The organism is Herbiconiux oxytropis (assembly GCF_024979315.1).
In the GTDB taxonomy this organism is placed as follows: domain Bacteria; phylum Actinomycetota; class Actinomycetes; order Actinomycetales; family Microbacteriaceae; genus Herbiconiux; species Herbiconiux oxytropis.
In genome coordinates, this window is sequence record NZ_JANLCK010000016.1 from 39,738 (window position 1) to 60,683 (window position 20,946).

At 66.7% G+C, this 20,946-nt stretch carries 17 protein-coding genes; 9 read left to right on the forward strand and 8 right to left on the reverse strand.

Annotated elements, in window-relative coordinates; translation table 11 throughout:
- Positions 1-18: 18 nt before the first annotated feature.
- From N1028_RS18535 to N1028_RS18565, 7 genes are all read right to left on the reverse strand, one after another.
- The gene (locus tag N1028_RS18535; protein WP_259530989.1) at positions 19-1,089 is read right to left on the reverse strand and encodes a polysaccharide pyruvyl transferase family protein; all 1,071 of its coding nucleotides are present in this window, start codon (positions 1,087-1,089) and stop codon (positions 19-21) included.
- Positions 1,090-1,134: 45 nt separating this feature from the next.
- Positions 1,135-2,436, reverse strand: a complete 1,302-nt coding sequence (locus tag N1028_RS18540) for a Coenzyme F420 hydrogenase/dehydrogenase, beta subunit C-terminal domain (protein ID WP_259530991.1) — start codon at positions 2,434-2,436, stop codon at positions 1,135-1,137.
- A gap of 141 nt (positions 2,437-2,577) precedes the next feature.
- Complete coding sequence (locus N1028_RS18545) at positions 2,578-3,642, reverse strand: polysaccharide pyruvyl transferase family protein (RefSeq protein WP_259530993.1); 1,065 nt, start codon at positions 3,640-3,642, stop codon at positions 2,578-2,580.
- Complete coding sequence (locus N1028_RS18550) at positions 3,639-4,865, reverse strand: oligosaccharide flippase family protein (RefSeq protein WP_259530994.1); 1,227 nt, start codon at positions 4,863-4,865, stop codon at positions 3,639-3,641. Before N1028_RS18550 ends, N1028_RS18545 begins: the two co-directional genes overlap by 4 nt.
- Positions 4,858-6,051 (reverse strand): glycosyltransferase family 4 protein, encoded by a 1,194-nt coding sequence (locus N1028_RS18555; protein ID WP_259530995.1) that lies wholly within the window; start codon positions 6,049-6,051, stop codon positions 4,858-4,860. The genes N1028_RS18550 and N1028_RS18555 overlap by 8 nt, the downstream gene beginning before the upstream one ends.
- Positions 6,048-7,190, reverse strand: coding sequence for a glycosyltransferase (locus tag N1028_RS18560; protein WP_259530996.1), 1,143 nt, complete (start codon positions 7,188-7,190; stop codon positions 6,048-6,050). The genes N1028_RS18555 and N1028_RS18560 overlap by 4 nt, the downstream gene beginning before the upstream one ends.
- 7 nt (positions 7,191-7,197) lie before the next feature.
- Positions 7,198-7,695, reverse strand: a complete 498-nt coding sequence (locus N1028_RS18565; RefSeq protein WP_310795623.1) for an LbetaH domain-containing protein — start codon at positions 7,693-7,695, stop codon at positions 7,198-7,200.
- A gap of 153 nt (positions 7,696-7,848) precedes the next feature.
- On the opposite strand from N1028_RS18565, the gene N1028_RS18570 reads away from it, so the two are divergent.
- From N1028_RS18570 to N1028_RS18585, 4 genes are read left to right on the forward strand one after another with little or no spacing between them, the layout of a single operon-like run.
- Positions 7,849-9,093 (forward strand): glycosyltransferase, encoded by a 1,245-nt coding sequence (locus N1028_RS18570; RefSeq protein ID WP_259531000.1) that lies wholly within the window; start codon positions 7,849-7,851, stop codon positions 9,091-9,093.
- Between the two features lie 33 nt (positions 9,094-9,126).
- On the forward strand, positions 9,127-10,158 hold the full coding sequence (gene gmd / locus N1028_RS18575) for a GDP-mannose 4,6-dehydratase (protein ID WP_259531001.1): 1,032 nt from the start codon (positions 9,127-9,129) through the stop codon (positions 10,156-10,158).
- Positions 10,155-11,135: a GDP-L-fucose synthase family protein gene (locus tag N1028_RS18580; protein WP_259531003.1), complete on the forward strand. Its 981-nt coding sequence runs from the start codon at positions 10,155-10,157 to the stop codon at positions 11,133-11,135. Before gmd ends, N1028_RS18580 begins: the two co-directional genes overlap by 4 nt.
- 12 nt (positions 11,136-11,147) lie before the next feature.
- Positions 11,148-12,455 (forward strand): UDP-glucose dehydrogenase family protein, encoded by a 1,308-nt coding sequence (locus N1028_RS18585; RefSeq protein WP_259531005.1) that lies wholly within the window; start codon positions 11,148-11,150, stop codon positions 12,453-12,455.
- Between the two features lie 3 nt (positions 12,456-12,458).
- Here the strand turns inward: N1028_RS18585 and N1028_RS18590 are convergent, their stop codons facing one another.
- Positions 12,459-12,755 carry a hypothetical protein gene (locus N1028_RS18590; protein WP_259531007.1) on the reverse strand — a complete coding sequence of 99 codons (297 nt, stop codon included), beginning with the start codon at positions 12,753-12,755 and terminating at the stop codon, positions 12,459-12,461.
- A 199-nt stretch (positions 12,756-12,954) separates the two neighbouring features.
- Here N1028_RS18590 and N1028_RS18595 point away from each other — a divergent pair, with 199 nt between their 5' ends.
- The 5 genes from N1028_RS18595 (at position 12,955) to N1028_RS18615 (ending at position 20,838) form a co-directional block, all read left to right on the forward strand.
- Positions 12,955-14,553, forward strand: a complete 1,599-nt coding sequence (locus tag N1028_RS18595) for a DUF4012 domain-containing protein (RefSeq protein WP_259531008.1) — start codon at positions 12,955-12,957, stop codon at positions 14,551-14,553.
- 106 nt (positions 14,554-14,659) lie between these two features.
- Positions 14,660-15,193 (forward strand): LPXTG cell wall anchor domain-containing protein, encoded by a 534-nt coding sequence (locus N1028_RS18600; protein ID WP_259531010.1) that lies wholly within the window; start codon positions 14,660-14,662, stop codon positions 15,191-15,193.
- A 391-nt stretch (positions 15,194-15,584) separates the two neighbouring features.
- Positions 15,585-16,415 (forward strand): glycoside hydrolase family 26 protein, encoded by an 831-nt coding sequence (locus tag N1028_RS18605; RefSeq protein ID WP_259531011.1) that lies wholly within the window; start codon positions 15,585-15,587, stop codon positions 16,413-16,415.
- Between the two features lie 264 nt (positions 16,416-16,679).
- Complete coding sequence (locus N1028_RS18610; protein WP_259531012.1) at positions 16,680-20,348, forward strand: cutinase family protein; 3,669 nt, start codon at positions 16,680-16,682, stop codon at positions 20,346-20,348.
- Positions 20,349-20,376: 28 nt separating this feature from the next.
- Positions 20,377-20,838: a hypothetical protein gene (locus N1028_RS18615; protein WP_259531014.1), complete on the forward strand. Its 462-nt coding sequence runs from the start codon at positions 20,377-20,379 to the stop codon at positions 20,836-20,838.
- The last annotated feature ends 108 nt before the right edge of the window (positions 20,839-20,946 follow it).

A 20,946-nucleotide genomic window follows, 5' to 3' on the forward strand; every position in this document is an offset into this window, starting at 1 on the left:
CGACGCCTGCCGCGTAGGTCAGTGCTCGAGGAGGGAGCGGATTCGGGCGATCTCCGTGGCCAGGCGCGCGTTGGCGCTGGTGAGGGCGGCGTCGAGTTCGGCGGAGCGGTCGAGCTGGCGGGTGAGGAAGTCGGCGATCTCGGCGGCGCTCGCACCTGAGGTGTCGAGGGTGGTTCCGGGGTAACCGGCCACACCGAAGTGCTGTTCGACCTTCGGCTTGGGCTTGGAGACCGCTTCGGAGGGGATCGCGCCCGCGAGCGCCGCGAGGATGAGGACGTGCAGGCGGTCGCTGATGACGAGGGCGGTGCGCTGGTAGAGATCGCGGACGTACTGCTCCTGCTCCGCATCGGATCGAGTGCCCCAGGGCAGGTAGTCGGCGATCTCCTCGCCCAGCTGGGCCGCGATCTCGGCTGAGCGCGTCTCGTCCTCATCGACCTGGCTGACGACGTTCACGCGGAATCCGGTCTCCGCCGCGACCGCTCGCACGGCGTCGAACCACGCCGCATCGGGGTAAGGCCGCTTGCCGCGGAGGCTCACGATGATGATCTTCCGCTCGGCGAACGGCTCCCCGGCGACACGCGGCTCACTGAATGCCGTGTCGGGCACGAGCTTGCCGACCTTCATCAGCGCGAGGCTCGCCTTGTCGCGCCACAGCACCTCCTGCGAGAGCCGGGCCGACCAGCGGTAGAGAGCGCCGACGAGACGGTCGTACTCTCCGACCGCGCGCGGTGGGCGGATGATCTTGCCCCCCCGAATGCGCACCAGCGCCGCGATCACAAGGAAGACGAGCTCGGACTTGAGGTGGGCCCGGCCGAGGGGGACCTCTCCGGGGTCGAAGATCCATGCGCGCGGCCCGCGGCCGAAGACGAGCTTCTTGAGCCACGCCTTGCGGCTCTGCGCATCGTAGGAGTGCTCGTCAGGGGTGAGCGCGATCTGCTCGACCCAGCCCGGCGTCGTGCGCCCGAGATACGCGTGCACCTCGCCGGTGCCGCGCACCCAGTTCAGGATGCGACGGCGGATGACCGCGTCACCCAGGTTGCCGCTGACTCCGGTGAGGACGATGAACAGTTGGCGCTTCTTGGCAGGCATGAGGTCTCCGTGTGGGGGCCGCGATCGGGCAGAAAGGTGGGGAAGTCAGCGCTTGAACTTGCCGGCGAGCTTCCAGAACTCCCGCTGGGCCTTGTTCCGGAGCCGGGTGCCGAAGGCCATCTTGGTCTCCTGCTGGTAGTCGGAGATCAGAGGGCGGATGGCGTCGAGGTAGACGTCGAGCTCGTCCGCCTCCTTCGCCGCCGCGAACATCCCGTGGCTCTGGGCAGAGAGGCTGCGCCGCTTGCGGATGATCTCGACCCGATCGGGCGTGACGTGGGAGTATCCGGGCTCCACACGTTTGGCGGGGTGCCAGCGGCCCTCCGCGTCGTCGTCCGCCAGCCGAACGGCGAGGCCCTCCCGGCGATGACGGAAGTTGCCGCCCTGGGTGCGAGCGACGGAATCGGTGTCGAGGACGTCGAGCCCGACCGCCTTGCTCTCCACGCCTTCGGCGAGGATCTCGTCGATGACCGCGTTGCGGGTGATGACGACGTTCGTGCCCCGCCAGTCGATCTCGTACTTGGAGAGCCAGGCATCGCCGATCACCACGTCCGCGGTCTCGGCGAAGATGTCGTCGCAGTAGTTGCAGGCCTCGAGCTGGAAGACCGCGTGCCCCCAGTTGCCTCCGACGAGCGACAGGGTCTCGGCCTCGCGCCACTCTCCGGTCTGCTTCGACTTGGCCCCGAAGCTGTACTGGCGAGACGTCTTCTCGGGGTTCTTGATGCGGAAGTCGACGGTCGCGAGGTCGTCAGGAGCCACGCCCACCTGCCAGGCGAACGACTCGGCGTAGGCGGTCGACTTGAGGTGACCGCACACGATGCCCACGAAGTACTTCAGCTGAGCGGCGATGACCTCGTCCTCCGCGGCCACGTGGCGAGCGCTCTTGATGGCGCAGGGGACTCCGACGATCGCGTACCGGAGGCCGTCGCCGCGGATCTGCTTCAGGGTCTCGGCGAAGCTCGCGGGATGGTACTGGGACTTGCGGCGACCCATCACCTCGTCGACGCTCCGCGAGACCACGTATCCGAAGAGCTGAGACTCCGCGGGTCCGACGTGCACGACGCCGTCGATCTCGTCGCGCTCCAGCAACCGGGTGAGCAGCCAGCTCGTGATGCCTCCGGAACTGCTGCCGGGGATGACGAGGTCATCCGTCACGCGGCCCGCGTACATCCCCTTGTACTTGCCGATCCGGGAGTCGTGGGGCATCGAGGGTTCGAAGACCTCGGCGGCGACCTCGTCCTCGTTCTTCGACTCGTCGGCGAACGGACAGACCCTCGAGCCAATGGCCTTGTCCGCCTCCGACACGTCGGTGAGGTCTGCCTGGTAGATGCCGCGACGCGTCAACGTCACCGGAATGCGGCCACTTGTGGCCGCCCCGCAGCCTCCACATCCCACGCACGATCCACTTGCGACGACCTGATCGATCGATGTCATGGTGTTCCCCCTCTGCTGATGGTCCGTGCGGGTGCTGCCCTCATTGAGAAACGCTATTCATCTCGACGTCAGGAGTCGAATCACTCGTTCGAAGACCCGCTCGAGGTCGGCCGAGGACTTGAGAACCGCGGCCTCGAGGCGGTTCCGACTCGACTCGGGCTCGGAGATCCGCACGGAGAGGTGCTTCTCGTGACTGTCCTGAACCTTCAGCGGGAGCAGATGCGCCAGCGTCGGCGTGATCTTGTCGGCGCCATCGTGCCGGTAGGCGATCGGGAACGCGACGTGGCGCAAACCGAAGATCACCGCGTGCAGGCGGTCGCTGAAAACCGTGTGCGCCTTTGAGTAGATCCGTTCGATCCGTTCGAACTGCTCCGCGTGGGACTCCGTCGTCCAGTCGCAGATCTCGGCGTCGAACTCGGCCGCGAGCATCCGGTGGTTCTCGTCGTCTCGCCTCACCTGAGTCACGAAGACCGGGACGAGTCCCGCTTCGCGTGTCTGGTCGACGACGTCGGCGAGGACGTCTCGGTTGATGGGCCGATCGCCGCGGAGGGAGATGACGACGTAACTCCGCTCGGTGTGCGCGGGAGAAGCGGGGATGCCCGAGAGCGCCAGGTCGGGCGCTACTTCGACGGGGAGCCGCAAGATCCCGGGGCTCAGCACGTCGCGAGCGACGAATAGGTTCATCAGTCGCACGGACGACCGCAGGATCCGGAGGTCGAGTCGATTCGATCCCCGGATGGCACGGCCGAGCGAGACGACCGCGCCTCCAGATGCGCGGGTGAGGACGACATTCCCGAGGCTCGCGAGCGACTTGACGAGATTGCGGCCGCCCTTTGCGGCGAACGGGCCGGGTGCGAAGACGAGGTGCGCGCGCCGACGGAGACACGCACCGAGGAACGAGCGGATGAACGCACCTTGGGAGGTGACGACTGTCGCTGTGCTCGGCAGATCGAATGCACCCAGGTACGACGCGGGCATCCCGCCCGTGAAGACCACGATCGGATTCCCGGCTCGTTTGAAAAGGTCGAGAAGGGCCTGCCGGATGGCGATGTCCCCGAGATTGTCGGGTTGGGCCGAGATGCTGCAGAACACGGTTCTCTGCCGACTGCGATCGTTCGTCACGCTTGCCTCCGGTTGCGCTTGTTGAACACCAGGAAACTGGTGGTCAGGATGGCACACTGGAGCACGAACGAGCCCGCGAGAGCGATCGCAGCGCCGATCGCTCCGGCGAAGATCGATCCGACCGCCACTCCCACCAGGCAGCTGATGGTCGTGATCGTCGAGGTCGTGGCTACGAGGTGCTTGTGGCCCTGCCCCTGGAGCAGGGAGGCGATCAAGGAGACCGCGGCGGCGAAGGGGAGTCCCACGAGGACGATCTGGATGACCGGCACCGCGGGCGAATAGGCGGAGCCGAGGGCGAACGGTACGAGCCATGGCATCAGGACGAAGAGGATCCCGTAGAGCACGGTCATGATCGCCACGACCACCACTACGGCCTTGACCAACGGCTTGATCGAGTGGGAGTGGGCGCTCGCTCGCGACGCAGCCGGAAGCAGAACCGTCGAGAGGGAGGTCGGCAGGATCCGCAGCGGGCTCGTGAGCCGGCTCGCCGCGGAGTAGAAACCGGCCTGGGCGGCCCCCGCGATCGCGCCGGTGACGACGACGTCGAGGTTTCGGGCCTGTGTGGCGACGGAGTGCAGCCAGTACGGCCAGCTCTGGTGGAGGAGCTCGCGGTAGGTGATGGAGCTGGGGACCGTCACGTGGCGCTTGACGTACCGGTTCGCGAAGAAACTGGAGCCCAGCGCGGCGATCGCGACCGATGTGCAGTATGCCAGGACGGGCTCGACGCTCAGAACGAGCAGCCCGAGGAAAAGCACGATCGCGGCGGCTCGGCGCACGAGCAGGTTGAACACGTTGATCTTGGCGTCGCCGTCGGCGAAGGCGACGGTCAGGCGGGTGTCCGCGTTGCGCTCTCCGCTCACCCAGAAGGCGAGGGGGAGCATGAGGAAGTACACGGGGCTGAGTGCGGCGCCCGCGAGTGCGAGCGCACCCAGTGCGATGATCGTGAGCACGATCGACGAGATCGTGTTGAAGCGCAGTGCCGTGGCCACCGCCCCGCTCTCCCGGTTGGCCGCGCGCTCCCGCGTGGTGAACGTCGACACCCCCATGTCGATGCCGGTCTGGGCAACGGTGGCGAGCCCGAGCACCGCGGAAAGCAGACCGAACTCGGCCGGAGCGAGATTCCGCGCGATCAGGATCAGGGAGAGCGCCTGGAGGAGTGCGGCGACGATCCTTCCGGCCGACACCCACGCGAACTGACCGAGGAACGGGCGGGGCTCACTCACCGGCGGTTCCCTGGGCGCGCGCGACCGGGCGTGCGCCGGTGCGGCGCTCGTGCAGTTCCAGGCCCGCCAGGATGCCGGTGACGAAGTTCTCCGCACTCCGCTCGGCGGAGTAGAGCAGCCCGTCCGCGGCGGCGCGGGCCTTCAGGGCGTCGAGCCTGCCCTTGTCGGCCAGGATCTCGACGATCCCGGCTGCGTAGCTCGCCTCGTCGTCGGCCGTCCAGACGGAGTTCTCCTTGTCGAGGTACTCGGCTTCCGGGGCATGGAAGGGGTAGTCCGTCGTCACGAGGGGGATGCCCAGAGCCAGGGAATCGACGGCGACGAGACCGACACGACCGGGAATCAGGATGAGGTCCACGAGGTTCGAGGCGAGCGCCAGCTCGTCGATCTCGAGCCGTCCTGCAAGACGCACATAGTCGCGCTTCGCGGCCTCGGCGGCGACGTACTCGTCCAAGGGGCCTGCTCCTGCCAGGAGCAGGACGAAACCCGGCCGGGACTTCTTGATCAGGTCGGCTGCCTCGAACAGGAAGGGCAGTCGCTTCGGGACATCGAAGGCGCCCACGAAGAGCGCGACCTCAGCGTCATCGCTGATGTCGAGTCGCCGGCGGAAGGCTTCGATGTCGGCGGGGCTCGCGCCCGACCTCCCCTCTCGGAGGCGCACGGTGTCCGTCGTGTTCACGACGGTCGAGAGCTTCTCGCGCGGCACGCCCGCCTCCACGAGATGCTCGGCACCCTGCTGGGTGTAGGTGAAGACGTGCGTGGCGCGCGTGCAGAGCCAGCCCTCCAGGCGCCCGTCCACCGCGTTGTTGCCCGCGGTGTAGTTGCGGCCGTGGCCCCACAGCATCATGTTGATGTTCTTGTCCGCCGCCAGCTGGTACGTCTCGAGGCTCGAGCTCGCCAGCCCGGTGACGACCGCTCGCACGCGCTTCGCATCCCGGTAGACCGGCCGGAAGGTGACGTTTCGACGACGGATCGAGAGACGGTGCTGCTTGATGGGAACGCTCCAGGAGCCGGTCACCGAGTTGCGCCGGGACGCGACGATGCCCTTGGGCTGAGCGTGCCAGACCTCGAGCTCCAGGCCTTCCTGTTTGAGTCTCCGGGCGATGGCGTCGAAGAGTCCGCGCCGGTATGACGGGACGAAGGGTTGGATGAACGCGATCACGTTCGGCCGGCTGGTGTCTCGCTTCACGGTCTCTCCTGGGCTGCGGGGGCGCCTGCGGCGGTTCTGTACACGGATTCGAGCTGGCGCACGACCGCGACGATCGAGAACGTCTCGGTCACGGTGCGCCTCGCGTTGGCGCCCATCTCCTCGCGGAGAGCTGTGTTCGACAGGAGGCGGGACGTGGCGGCGGTCAGGGCGTCGAGCGAGCCGTCGGTCACGAGACCGGCGTTTGCCTCGGTGACGGCATCTGCCAAACCGTTGCTGGACGTGATTACGACCGGGAGAGCCAGGGACATCGCTTCGAGGATCGACATCGAGACGATCTCGCCCACCGACGGCAGCACGTAGACCGACGCTCGCCGCATCCTGTCGAGGGTCTGCTCCGGGGGGAGTGCGCCCTCCCACGCCACCGTGCCGGCGAGGCCGTGCTCGGCGATGAGCCTCGTCACCTCGGGCCCATCGCCCTCATCGGGACCCACGATGGTGAAGGTCGCGTTGAAACCGGCTGCACGCAGCTCTCGCGCCATCTCCACGAACTGCGGCGCACGCTTTCGGGGGTGGAGCCGAGCTAGGAAGAGCACCTCGATCGAAGGCCCCGTCGGGTCTCGGGGCTCGGGGACATCCACCCCGTTCGTGATCGGCGTCAGAGGCAGGCGCACCCCGGCCACCGCATCGAGACTCTCGGACTCGAGCGGCGTGAGGGGGAGGACGCGGGCGGCAGCGCGCAGCAGACGACGGGTAAAGACACGATCGATGATCCCGGCTAGGGGATTCCCCGACTCGTCGATCATGCCGTGGGGCTGCACGACCAGGGCGACCTTCTGGCGCACGACGAGCGCCGCTGCGGGGAGCGTGATGAGATCGCGGGCCATGTGCACGTGCACGACATCGGCCGAGGGCAGCCTCGACTTCAGGTAGCTCTGCAGACCGGGTGAGGCGAGACCTGCGAAGCCCGTCTTCGGAACGATCGACCGGACGGGGAAGAGCCTGACCGGCACCCCCTGGATCTCGGTCGGAGGCGCGCCGTCGAACCCTCGGGCGCCGGCGATCAGCTCGACCTCGTGCCCTTGGTGAGCCAGTTCCGCCAATTGGTTCAGCGCGACACGGATGGGGCCCCCGTAGGCGCCATCAGGAGTGACGATAGTCGCGACGTGGAGAATCCTCATCCGCCGGTCAGATGCCTTCGCGTGACGAGGGGAACCGCGAACCGAGCTTTCGGGTGGGGGCCTTTCCCACCACGGTGTTGGGCGCGATGTCCTCGTTCACGACAGTCATCGGGCCGACGAGCGCTGATCGGCCGATGGTCACTCCGCCGAGCACCATGCACCTCGACGTCACCCAGGCTCCGTCCTCGATCGTGATCGGCTTCGTGATGAGAGCCATGTCGCGGCGGTGTGCGTGGCTGCCGGTGGTGAGCATCGTCTCCTGTGAGACCACGACGTCGGAACCGATGTGGATGTGGTCCTGATTGTGGAACCAGACTCCCTCGCCGATCCAGCTGCGATCGCCGATGTGGAGCTTCCACGGGAACTTCACCCTCGTGCGAGGCCGGAAGACCACGTTCTCGCCAATGTCGGCGCCGAAGGCGCGGAGGACCTTAACGCGGAGACCGGAGCTGATCTGCCAGGCATTGGTCACGAAGACGAGCTCCGCGATCGCCCACAGATACACGACGAATTTCGGGCGATCCCAGGCCGCGCGCTCACCCGGAGCTGCTGATAGATCGATGACCGGGACGTCAGCGTCTAGGTTTCGACCAGTGTTGTCGCTCGTCACTGCATTCTCCGTTGCAAGTTGGAAACACGGTAGCGCTATGGTCGTCGCGTGACTGAAAGTGCACTGCGTATCGCCATCCTAGGGCTCAACTACGCACCTGAGCCAACGGGCAACGCCCCGTACACGGCATCACTTGCCGAGGGCCTCGTGCAGCGCGGCCACGCCGTGCGCGTCGTCACATCGCACCCCCACTACCCCGAGTGGAGGATCCGTGAGGGGTACGGGCAGTGGTCGAACAGCGAAGCCATGAACGGGGTCCCCGTCACGCGTCTCCGGCACTACGTCCCCCGCAAGCCGAACGGCGTCCAGCGGCTCATCTCCGAGCTGTCTTTCGGCGCGCGCCTGCTCTTCGCGCGCTGGGGCCGGCCCGATGTCGTCCTCCTCGTGTCGCCGGCGCTCGTGTCGTCGTGGATCGCACTCAACCGCATCCGGATCGGTCGCCGGCGCCCCGCCGTGGCGATCTGGGTGCAGGACCTCTACAGTCTCGGGATCGCCGAGACCGGTGACGGTGGAGGTGTGGCCGAGCGGGTGCTCACGGCCATCGAGTCGAACACCTTCCGCCGCGTCGACGGCGTCGCTGTGATCCACCAACGTTTCGCCGACCACGCCGCGCGGCGGCTCGGAGCGGCCCCGGAATCCGTCGAGGTCATCCGCAACTGGACCCATCTCCCGCCTGCTCCTGTGATCGACCGCGCCGCCACCCGGAGAGCACTCGGCTGGAGCGATTCCGAGACGATCGTGCTGCACGCCGGGAACATGGGCAAGAAGCAGGGCCTCCGCAACGTCGTCGACAGTGCTCGGCTGGCGGACAGCCGTGGGGAGAACGTGCGTTTCGTGCTGATGGGCGGTGGAAATCAGAAGGAGATGCTTCAGGAGGCCGCGAACGGCGTGGAGCGCATCCAGTTCATCGAGCCGCTCCCCAACGACGAGTTCCAGGCGGCGCTCGCCGCAGCGGATGTCCTGCTCGTCAACGAACTGCCCGGGCTCGCCGAGATGGCCGTTCCGAGCAAGCTGACGTCGTACTTCAGCACCGGACGTCCGGTGGTCGCTGCGACGGACGAAGGAAGCGTCACCGCGGGCGAGATCACGGCGTCGGGAGGAGGAGAGAGGGTCGACGCGGGTGCGCCGGCTCAGCTCCTGGACGCGGCGATACGGCTCGGAAGCGACCCGTCGACGGCCGACGAGATGGGCGAGCGGGGAATGAAGTACCGCCACGAGGTGCTTTCCTCTGAGTCGGCGCTTGATCACTATGCTGAATGGATTGTTGGCCTGGCGACGGAGCGTAGCCGTTAGGCTCCGCTTGTTGCGACACACATTGGGGACACTGTGACGAAACGAGCATTCATTACGGGCATCACGGGCCAGGACGGCTCGTACTTGGCCGAACTGCTTCTGGCCAAGGGCTATGAGGTCCATGGCCTCATTCGCCGGGCATCGACCTTCAACACGTCTCGGATCGACCACCTCTACGTCGACCCGCATGATCCGTCGGCAAAGCTCTTCCTGCACTACGGCGATCTCAGCGACGGAGCCCGCCTCGTGACGCTGCTCTCGCAGATCCGTCCGGACGAGGTCTACAACCTCGCCGCTCAGTCGCACGTCCGGGTCTCGTTCGACGAGCCGGAGCACACGGCCGACACCACCGGCACGGGCACGATCCGCCTTCTCGAGGCGGTCCGGCTCGCCGGGATCGACACCAAGTTCTACCAGGCGTCGTCGTCGGAGCTCTACGGTGCGACGCCCCCGCCGCAGAACGAGCAGACCCCCTTCTACCCCCGGTCGCCGTACGGCGCGGCCAAGCTCTACAGCTTCTGGATCACCAAGAACTACCGCGAGGCGTACGACATGTTCGCGGTGAACGGGATCCTGTTCAACCACGAGTCCCCTCGCCGCGGCGAGACGTTCGTGACGCGCAAGATCACGCGGGCCGTCGCCGCCATCAAGGCGGGCACCCAGGACCACGTGTACCTCGGCAACCTCGACGCCATTCGTGACTGGGGCTATGCGGCCGAGTACGTCGAGGGCATGTGGCGGATGCTGCAGGCCGACGAGCCCGACGACTTCGTGCTGGCGACGGGCGGCAACTTCACGGTGCGCCACTTCCTCGAGACCGCGTTCTCGCACGCCGGGCTCGACTGGGAGAAGCACGTGCGGTTCGACGAGCGCTACCTCCGGCCCACCGAGGTCGACGCCCTCGTGGGGGACGCCTCCAAGGCCAAGGAGAAGCTCGGCTGGAAGGCCACCGTCGACACGGCCGAGCTCGCGCGCATCATGGTCGACGCCGATATCGCCGCTCTCGAGCACGCCGGCAAGCCGTGGATCGATCAGGTGAAGCTCGCGAGCTGGGGCACCGCGTGACCGCCACCGATTCGGTCGAGTTCACCGCTCGCGAGCTCGACCGGCACGCGCCCTTCTACGTCGCGGGGCACCGGGGACTCGTCGGTTCTGCGATCTGGCGCAAGCTCGAGGCCGAGGGCTTCGACAACCTCGTCGGCCGCACGTCGAGCGAGCTCGATCTCAAGGACCGCTCGGCGGTCTTCGACTTCTTCCGCGAGACCAAGCCCACGAACGTCGTGCTCGCCGCGGCCAAGGTCGGCGGCATCCTCGCCAACTCCACCTACCCCGTGGACTTCCTCAGCGAGAACATGCAGATCCAGGTCAACGTGCTCGACGCAGCCCTCGAGGCCGGAGTCGACCGGCTCCTCTTCCTCGGCTCGTCCTGCATCTACCCGAAGTTCGCCGAGCAGCCGATCCGCGAGGACTCGCTCCTCACCGGGCACCTCGAGGAGACGAACGACGCCTACGCGATCGCCAAGATCGCGGGCATCCTCCAGATCCAGGCGGTGCGACGCCAGTACGGCAAGCCGTGGATCTCCGCGATGCCGACCAACCTGTACGGGCCCGGCGACAACTTCTCGCCGAAGGGCTCGCACGTGCTGCCCGCCCTTATCCGGCGCTACGACGAGGCGGCGAAATCCGGTGCCGAGGTCGTGACCAACTGGGGAACCGGCACCCCTCGGCGCGAATTCCTGCACGTCGACGACATGGCGGCCGCCTGCCTGCACCTGATGGAGCACTACGACGGGCCCGCCCAGGTGAACGTGGGCACGGGGACCGACGTGACTATCAAGGAGATCGCCGAGACGATCGGGCAGGTCGTCGGCTTCGAAGGCCGAACCGAGTGGGACACGACGAAGCCCGACGGCACTCCGCAGAAGCTGCTCGACGTCTCGAAGCTCGCCGACGCAGGCTGGACCTCGAAGATCGACCTCGAGTCGGGCCTGCGCTCGACCGTCGAGTGGTACCGCACGCACGTCGACTCCATCCGCGAATAGGGCAGGGAACGCATGAAGATCTCAGTTATCGGCTGTGGCTACCTCGGGGCCGTGCACGCGGCTTCGATGGCGGAACTCGGGCACGAGGTCGTCGGCATCGACGTCGACGCCGCGAAGATCGAGATGCTGTCGGCGGGTCGGGCCCCGTTCTACGAGCCTGGGCTGCCGGAGATCCTGACGTCTGCACGGGAATCGGGGCGGCTCACCTTCTCCACCGACATGGCTGATGCCGCGGGTGCCGCCGTTCACTTCATCGCGGTGGGAACACCGCAGAAGAAGGGCGAGTACGCGGCCGATCTCACCTATGTGAACGGCGCCGTCGATGCGCTCATCCCGTTCCTCGCCGAGGGCGACCTCGTGGTGGGCAAGTCGACGGTGCCCGTAGGCACTGCGGCGGATCTCGCCGCTCGAGTCGAGACCGTCGGCGCCTCGCTCGCCTGGAACCCCGAGTTCCTCCGGGAGGGCTTCGCGGTGCAGGACACGATCAGCCCCGACCGGCTCGTCTACGGCGTCGCCGCGGGTGAGCCCGGGCAGCGAGCAAAAGCGCAACTAGACGAGATCTACGCCAAGGCCCTGTCGGAGGACACCCCGCTGGTCGTGACGGACTACGCCACGGCAGAGCTCGTCAAGGTCGCCGCCAACGCGTTCCTCGCTACGAAGATCTCGTTCATCAACGCGATGGCCGAGATCGCCGAGGTGTCGGGTGCCGATGTGACGCAGCTGGCCGACGCCATCGGGCACGACGCCCGGATCGGGCGGCGGTTCCTCAATGCCGGTGTCGGGTTCGGTGGTGGATGCCTGCCGAAGGACATCCGGGCGTTCTCGGCCCGTGCCGAAGAGCTCGGTCGAGGTGAGTCGGTCGCGTTCCTCAAGGAGGTCGATGCGATCAACCTGCGTCGTCGCCAGCGCGTCGTCGACCTCGTGATCGAGACCCTCGGCGGCCAGCCGTTCCAGAAGAAGGTCGCGGTCCTCGGGCTCGCCTTCAAACCGGACTCGGACGACGTGCGGGACTCCCCGGCGCTCGACGTCGCCGTGCAGCTCCACGGTCGGGGCGCCGACGTGCTCGCCTACGATCCCGAGGCGATGGCGAACTCGGCGCGGCTGCATCCCCAGCTGAACTTCGCCGAGTCGGTCGACGCTGCGCTCCAGGATGCCGACGTCGTCGTGGTGGTGACCGAGTGGAAGGAATTCCGGGCTCTCGATCCGGTGCGAGTGGCAGAGCTGACCCGCGGCAAGATCGTCGTCGATGGGCGAAACTGCCTCGATGCGGTTGCTTGGCGCGCGGCCGGCTGGACCTACAAGGGAATGGGGCGACCCTGACTTTCAGGTCGGCTCTGGTTGAATTGCCCTCGTGAGTGACGACAACGACGACTGGATGCGGCACTGGGAGCCGGGGGAGCGCCCTCGATCCCGGTCGAGGAGCAGCAGTTCGCGGTCGTCGGAGCCCTCGGAGTCGTCCGAGTCCTCGACGTCGGGCGGCCGCTCGTCGAGCTCGAGCTCTCGGTCGAGTTCGCGATCCTCTCGGTCAGGTTCGTCGAGGTCGTCGAGCTCGCGTTCCTCCCGCTCCGGATCTTCTCGATCGCGGAGCGGATCGTCGAAGCGGCGGAAGAGCCGCAGCAAGTCGCGTCGAACGCGCCGGATCGTCGGCTGGTCCCTCGGGGGCCTCGCGATCCTGCTGGTCGCCGGTGTCGCCTGGATCGGCGTCCGCGGATTCCTGGCCGCGCAGGAGCTGCAGGCTGCGGTTCCGCTTGCGAGCCGGATCCAGAGCGAGTTCGCCTCCGGCGACGTCGAGAAGGCGAAGACGACGTCGGCCGAACTGGTGGACCACGCCCGGCAGGCGGCCGATCTGACGGGCGACCCGGTCTGGCGCCTCGGTGAGTTCGTGCCCTTCGCTGGCCCGAACCTGGCAGCTGTTCGACAGGCGGCGTCCATCACGGATTCCGTGGCGAGCGACGCCATCTATCCGCTCGTCTCCAACGTGTCCGACATCGGGGTCGACAGCTTCCAGCCGGTGAACGGCGCCATCGACCTCGCACCGCTCGTGGCCGCTCAGCCGACGGTCGCGACGGCGCGCACCGTTCTCTCGAGCGCAGCCGCCGATGCGCGCGGTATCGAGACCGACGGGACGGTCGACCTGATCTCGGAGGCGGTCGGCAAGCTCCGAGACTCCGTCATCGAAGCCGACGGCCTGATCCAGGGTGTCGATCGCGCGGTCACGCTCATTCCTCGGATGCTCGGCGCCGAGGGCGATCGCAACTACCTGCTGCTCTTCCAGAACCCGGCCGAGCTGCGGTCGGGCGGGGGCATCACGAGTGCGCTGGCGCAGATCTCCACCACGGCCGGCTCGGTCAGCCTCACGCAGCAGGCGTCGGGTTCCGACTTCCGCTACGCCGACCCCGTGCTCCCGCTGCCGCCGGAGTCGCTGGCTTTGTACGGCGACCGGGCGGCACGCTACGTGCAGAACACGACTCTCGTGCCGCAGTTCGAGCTCAGCGGGCAGATCGCGGCCACGATGTGGGCCGATCGCTTCGGCGTGCAGACCGACGGTGCCATCGCCTTCGATCCGGTGGCACTCAGCTACCTCCTCGAGGCCACCGGACCGATCACGCTGCCGACCAGCGGCGTGGAGCTCACGAGCGAGAACGCGGTGCAGTTCCTGCTGAGCGACGTGTACGCGCAGTTCGAGGAGCCTTCGGTTCAGGACGCCGTGTTCGCGGAGGCTGCCAAGGCGGTCTTCGACCGGGTCTCGTCCGGTGATCTCGACGCGGGGAAGCTCGTGAGTGCGCTGACTCAGGCGGGCGACGAGGGGCGCTTCAAGATCTGGAGTTCGCATCCGGAGGACCAGGCCGTGCTCGCAGACACGACCCTGGCCGGTGGGCTTCCGATCAGCGGGCCGAACTCGTCCGGTGTCGGGGTCTACCTCAACGACGGAACCGGCGCGAAGATGGACTACTACCTGGATACGGCGGTCGCCGTGCAGGGCACGTCGTGTCGAGCGGATGGTCGGCCCACGGTGCGGGTCGAGGTCACTCTCACCAGCACCGCACCGGCCGATGCCGGCGCCGTGCTTCCGGCCTATGTGACCGGTGGCGGCAACTTCGGCGTCACGCCGGGCAACGTGAAGACGATTGTTTTCGTCTACGGACCGGATGGGGCGAACCCCGACGAGCCTGTTCTCATCACCGACGTCGATCCAGGCCTCGAAGGCGCGGAGTTCTTCAGTGGGCGGGACCAGAACCGCCTGGTTGCTGGGTTCCCGATCGAATTGGCGCCGGGCGAGACGCGAACCGTTGCCGCCGAATTCGTCGCTCAGACGGGCTCTTCGGCCGATTTCTTCGCCGATATCACACCTGGTGTGCACCCGACTGTTTACTCAACGGAAACACGCGGGGGTTTCGCAGGCTGTGAATTCGGCTAGCATTGCTAAGGATTCATCTGCGTCACCGACAGCGACTGTCATTCGCATGTCGCGGTTTGCATGCGGTGAACCTCTTCAAAACAACCAAGGGTGGGGAACTCTAATCATGATCAAAAAGGCTCTTGCGGGCGTTGTGCTCGCTGTTCTGGCCGTCTTCGCAGTTCCGGCTGCGGCACAGGCCTACGTCCCGACTCCGCCGCCCGGCGTGACCGTCGGCCCCGGTGGCACCGTCACCGTCAACTTCACGGGCTTCGCTCCGAACGAAGACGTGTCCTTCACGCTCACCGGTGAGAGCGCCGCTTCGGCAACGCTCGCCTCGGTTGTGGCCGCTGTCGAGACCAGCCCGGCCCTCATCAAGCAGGCCAACGCCGAAGGCGCCGTCTCTGTCACCGTGACCCTGCCGAAGAACGCTTCGGGCAGCTACACGCTGACCGCGACCGGCCTCAGCTCGGGTGCTGTGGCCAACGCCTTCATCACCGTCACCTCCGGTGGCGGCGGAACCGGTGCGACCGGTGGCCTGCCCAACACGGGTGCGATGGACCCGGCTCTCGGCCTCTGGGCCGGTGGCGGACTCCTCGCCCTCGGTGCTGCGTTCGTCGTCGTCCTGACCGTCGTCCGTCGTCAGAAGGCTTCCGTCTAAGTACCCTCCCGATCACCCGACGTTCCGGGGCCCTCGCCGAAAGGCGGGGGCCTTGGCGTTTAACGGGCTCGCATTCCTACATGCGGAGGACCGCGATCATTGCGAGGAATGCAGTCACGGTCACCGCTACGCTGAGGGCGGGGACCAGCAGGCGAGCGGATGACTTGAATGGCATGACGACACCGTAAGCAGGTGTTCAAGGCCGTTTCTGCGGTCTCGACCTATTTCACCCGTTGGGTCACCCTTGAGGATTCTGAGACCGATGATCACCCGCCCGAACGTCCGCCCGCCGACTGCCGTGCTTCTGGCCTCGCTTTGCGCGGTGCTCGTGCTGGTATCCGGGTGCGTCTCGGCCCCGGCCCCTCGAGCGCCGTCCGCTGCCGCATCGTCCATGAGCGAGGCGCCGCTTCTCCCTGCGTCGGGCGCCTACCTCGGTGTCTATTACGGCGACGGCAGCGTCTCCGACACCGACGCGGCGATCGGCCGCACTCCGCGACTCCATCTGACCTACTTCGGTTGGGAGGATCCGTGGGCCACGGACGATGTGCTGGGCGAGGACCTGGATCGCGGTCAGATCTCGCTGGTCAACTGGGAGCCCTTCGGTGTCGACTTCGCCGACATCGTCGCCGGCGAATACGACGACATGCTCGCGCAACGCGGTCGGGAGGTCGCCCGACTGAAGGAGCCGATCTTCCTCGACTTCGCCGCCGAGATGAACGAGGAGGAGGGCTGGGGTGGTCATGACCCCGAGCTCTATGTCGCGGCCTACCGTCACATCCATGACATCGTCTCCGCCTCGGACGGCGGGAACGTGGTGTGGGTCTGGGCGCCCAACAACGTCGACAGCGAGGGCGCACCGGCCGCCCTGGAGTACTACCCGGGAGACGAGTACGTCGACTGGACCGGCATCGACGGCTACAACTGGGGCACCACCGAACCCGGCTTCGACTGGCAGTCCGTCGAGAGCGTGTTCGCCGACATGTACGACGACCTGCACACCCTCGGCAAGCCCATCATCATCGGAGAGACCGCCTCGTCGGAGGACGGGGGATCGAAGGCCGAGTGGATCCGGTCCATCGCTCCGACGCTGCGGGACCGCTTTCCTGACATCAAGGCGCTGGTCTGGTTCGACGTCGAGAAGGAGCGCGATTGGCGCATCCGCTCTTCTCCGGAGGCGCTGGCCGCCTTCCGCGAGCTCGCCGCCGACCCGCAGTTCGACTGATCCGGCTGCCCATTGGCCCTCTGTTGGGGGAGGGCGCTGGTCGACGGCTGTCTGTCAGACTTCGGCGGAACGCCGCCACACCGTCTGGCCCATGGGGCAGCCGCCGAACTCCGACCGCCCGCCGAAAGCCACTGCCGAATGAACACGTCTTCACAGCTCCTCCGCCGCGCGCTGGTTGCTCTCGCCGCCCTCATCGTGGTGTCTTCGTCGATCTCGCCTCTGTCTGTCGCAGCGGCAGAGTCGCGAGTCGTGTCCACTCACAACGTGGGAGCCTCGATTCCGTCAGACCCGACGACGCGATCGGCGGGCGTGCCGTTCAAGGTGGCGCCGGTGCCGACTGTTTCGGGGTCGGTGAAGGTGGGGGCGAGTCTGACGGCGAAGCCGGGTGTGTGGAGTCCGGTGCCGGCGTTCTCGTATCAGTGGAAGCGGGCTGGGGTCGGGATCAGTGGCGCGACGAAGAGCACGTACGTGCCCGTGGCCGCTGACGTCGGCAAGAAGCTCACGGTCACAGTCACGGGCAAGAAGACCGGTGTGACGACGACGTCCAAGACGAGTGCGGCGACTGTGCCGGTTGCCGCGAAGGATGTGCCGTTCAAGGTGGCGCCGGTGCCGACTGTCTCGGGCGCCGTGAAGGTCGGGGCGACGCTGACGGCGAAGCCGGGTGTGTGGAGTCCGGTGCCCGCGTTCTCGTATCAGTGGAAGCGGGCTGGGGCCGGGATCAGTGGTGCGACGAAGAGCACGTACGTGCCCGTGGCCGCTGACGTCGGGAAGACGCTCACGGTGACGGTCACGGGCAAGAAGACCGGTGTGACGACGACGTCCAAGACGAGTGCGGCGACTGTGCCGGTTGCCGCGAAGGATGTGCCGTTCAAGGTGGCGCCGGTGCCGACTGTCTCGGGCGCCGTGAAGGTCGGGGCGACGCTGACGGCGAAGCCGGGTGTGTGGAGTCCGGTGCCCGCGTTCTCGTATCAGTGGAAGCGGGCTGGGGTCGGGATCAGTGGTGCGACGAAGAGCACGTATGTGCCCGTGGCGGCTGACGTCGGGAAGACGCTCACGGTGACGGTCACCGGTCAGAAGACGGGTGTGACGACGACATCCAAAACGAGTGCGGCGACCGCGCCCGTGGTGACGGCCGACAAGTCGCTGACCGCTACGCCGGTGCCGATCGTCACCGGAACGGCGAGAGTCGGATCAGTCCTCACAGCAGATGCCGGCTCCTGGGCGCCGGCGCCCGTGGCCGTGGCATATCAGTGGATCGTCGCGGGGATGGGGGTGTCCGGTGCGACGAACAAGACCTTCGTCTTGCCTGCTGAGGCCGCGGGGAAGACCGTCACGGTGGCGGTCACGGGTTCGAAAGCGGGTTACACCTCCAAGACGACGACCAGCGTGGCCACGGCGATGGTCGAACCCCTCGAGGTGACGTCCGACGGCCCCCTCGTCATCGACGGTAAGACCGTCGTGGGTGAGGTGCTGAGCGTCAACCTCGGCCGATGGTCCCCGTCGTCCCTGCGGTACAGCTATCAGTGGTCGAACGCGGACGGTGCGATCACAGGGGCGACGTCGAGCACGTACAAGCTGACCCCGGCCGATGCGTTCTCCCCCATACAGGTCGCCGTGACGGGCAGCAAGGCGGGCTATTCGCCTCTGACCCGTTACAGCGACTACACGGCAGAGGTTCACGACGGGGTGTCGCTCCTCGTTCAGGGCACGATCTCGACGAATACGGCATGGAACAAGCGCACCACCCCGGTGGTGATCGTCACGGGCGACCTCACCGTCGCCGCGGGCAAGACCCTCACGATCGGTGAAGGAGTGGTGGTCAAGTTCGACTACGGCGTGGCCATGTACGTGCCGGGTGCGCTCGTCGCTCGCGGCTCCGCCAGAGCTCCCGTGATCTTCACCGCGCGCAGTGACAACTCGTTCGGTGGCGACACGCGCGGCGGAACCGACCAACCCGTGGCGGACTCCTGGGAGGCGATCTACGTCAACGATTCCGGGAAAGTCGATGTCACGCATCTCGAGAGCTACTTCGGCAAGGGTTTCTTCGATGGTGGGGACGAGATCGCGAACGGGGGTGGTTTCACCATCGCGGACTCGACGGTCACCGGATCCGTCAGCTTGATGCGCGGCGGGAGCGAATCGTCCGATCGAGTGATCTCCCTCACCCGGAACACGATCACGGATGGCACCATCCGGGTGGAGCTGAACTACCCCGACGTCCACGGAGCAGTCGAGATCGCAGACAACGTCCTGTCGGGATTCGACGGTCAGCCCATCGCTGTGCGGCAGTACGATCTTCGACCGTCCAAGCTGGGCGGCAACACGGTCACCGGAACCGGGATCAACGCGATCTTCGTCGAGGGCACCCTCGTCGAGGATTGGACCGTGCCCACGACGGGCATGCCGTTCGTCGTCGGCGAGATCGGGTTGACGATCCCCGAGGGCATCGCGATGACGGTCCTCCCCGGGACCGTGCTGAAGTTCGACCAGCATGCAGAAGGGTTCTCGCCGGCGCCCGGCTTGACTGTGCAAGGGTCCCTGTCGGTTCCCGGTACCTTCGATGACCCCGTGGTCATGACCTACTACAACGACACGACCGTGGGCGGTGATCTGGGAGAAGCGAGCGGAGAACTGCCACCCGGGTACATACCGACGGGCAGAGGCGACATGTGGCAGGGCATCATCGTGGAGAACGCGGGGGTGTTCTCTGCCGACAATCTGACGATTCGAAAAGCGGGAACCGCGTGCGGAACCGTGTGCGCCAAAGGCGAATCGACTGTGCGCCTGGGCGCAGTGGACCTGGAGGAGTCCGCCGCCTGGTACTGCTTGACGCTGGAACCCGACGTCACCGGGTACTTCCACGGTTCGGTGGACACCTGCGAGTTCGGAATCCGTCGCGACGTCTTCATCGACTCCGAGACGCGCTTCGACGCCCGCTCGGTGCAGTGGGGTGACGGGGGGCCGCCCGGATTCAATGAGAACCCGCAACTCTGGAACGTGAGATTCGAATACGATGCGCGTCTCGATGTGTACCCCTGGAGAGGCGTGGCGAACGAGGTTCCGCTCGTGCGAGCGCCGACTCCCGTCGCCGCCGCAGTCGACGGAGTCTGCTCCGATGTGCTCTTCGTCGGGATGATGGGCTCCGGAGAACGCTCCTCGAGCAATACCGACTTCCTGGGCTCGCGCGTGCGCGAGATTCTCGTCGGCGCCAGCCAGGCGTACGTCGGCGACGGAACGACGAATGACGTGTCGTTCAACGCCATCGGGATCGACTACGAAGCGAACGCGGTCCCTATCCTCCAGACTCCGGGGCTTTCACCCTGGGGCCAGCTCGAGGCCGTGAGCAACTACGTTCCCGGTGCTTGGGACGGCTCCGTGAGGCTCATCGCTCAGCTCGAAGAAGCCGTGGCCGAGTGCGGTGCGACGGGCCAGAAGATCGTTCTGGCCGGCTACTCGCAAGGTGCGTGGGCGATCCATGCCGCCCTCAACTTCCTGGAGGCGTCGGATTCTCCTCTTCTGGAGCACATCGCCGGTGTCGCGCTTCTGGCTGATCCTCTGCGATTCCATGGATTGAACATCACGAACACAGGCGTCGCCTCTCCGGGCGACGGGTTCGCGGCCACGTTCATCGGGTCCGCGGGCATCGCCTACATGGATTGGCTCAAGTCGTCGGCCCTCGCCGGCATCGACGGAGTCGACAACGTCACGATGAGCGAGTTCTCCTACCCTTCATCCCTGGTCGACAAGACGGTGCAGCTGTGTTCGGGAGGCGACGCCGTCTGTGACACCAGCTACATCCTGGACTCGTCCAGAATCGGACAGATCGACTCGAACTTCGCGGCCGGCTCGGGGATCCATGGCAGCTACAGCACCGGAGAGCTCCGCCACCTCGGTGCGGAGCTGCGATTCATCGCGCTGAGCGAAGCGCGGTAGCCGCCGACTCTAAAATGAGTAGGACGCGATGATTCTCGGGTACTCGATCTGGTCGCATGACCGTGCGATGTCGTCGGTGGAGGTCAACCATGTCGTCGCTTCCAGTGCCGGAGCCGACCATCCGGCCGGGGTCTCGACGCGCACCATCCTCGGCGACGGCGGGCCTGACGATCCGCTCAAGCTGCATGCACCGAGCTATCTGACGGCGTTCGACCCCCGACGGGAGATCGCCGGCACCGATCGTGCGGCGCGTGACCGCCTTTCACGGGAGATCGCATCGATCGGTCTCGACGAGGCGAGCCTCCTCGTCGACGGTGAAGCCGTCTCGGGGGAGGGGTTCGTGTGGGGAAGGTGGTGCTTCTGGAAGGCCGTTCGGGAGGAGTATGTGTGGACCGTCGCTGCGCCCAGCGACATCGCCGCGGCCGGATTCGCAACTTCGAAAAGGCCGCTCCGTGCATCCGAAGCCGGCGATCGAAGCGGGTCGGACTGAAGCGGGCCGTGGGGTGTGCATGATCCGTTCGAGTCATAGGCATCGGGATGCTCCTATGGATGTCTAGTGGTGATGACGTAGTAGATTTCGCGGGCGATGAGGCGTTTG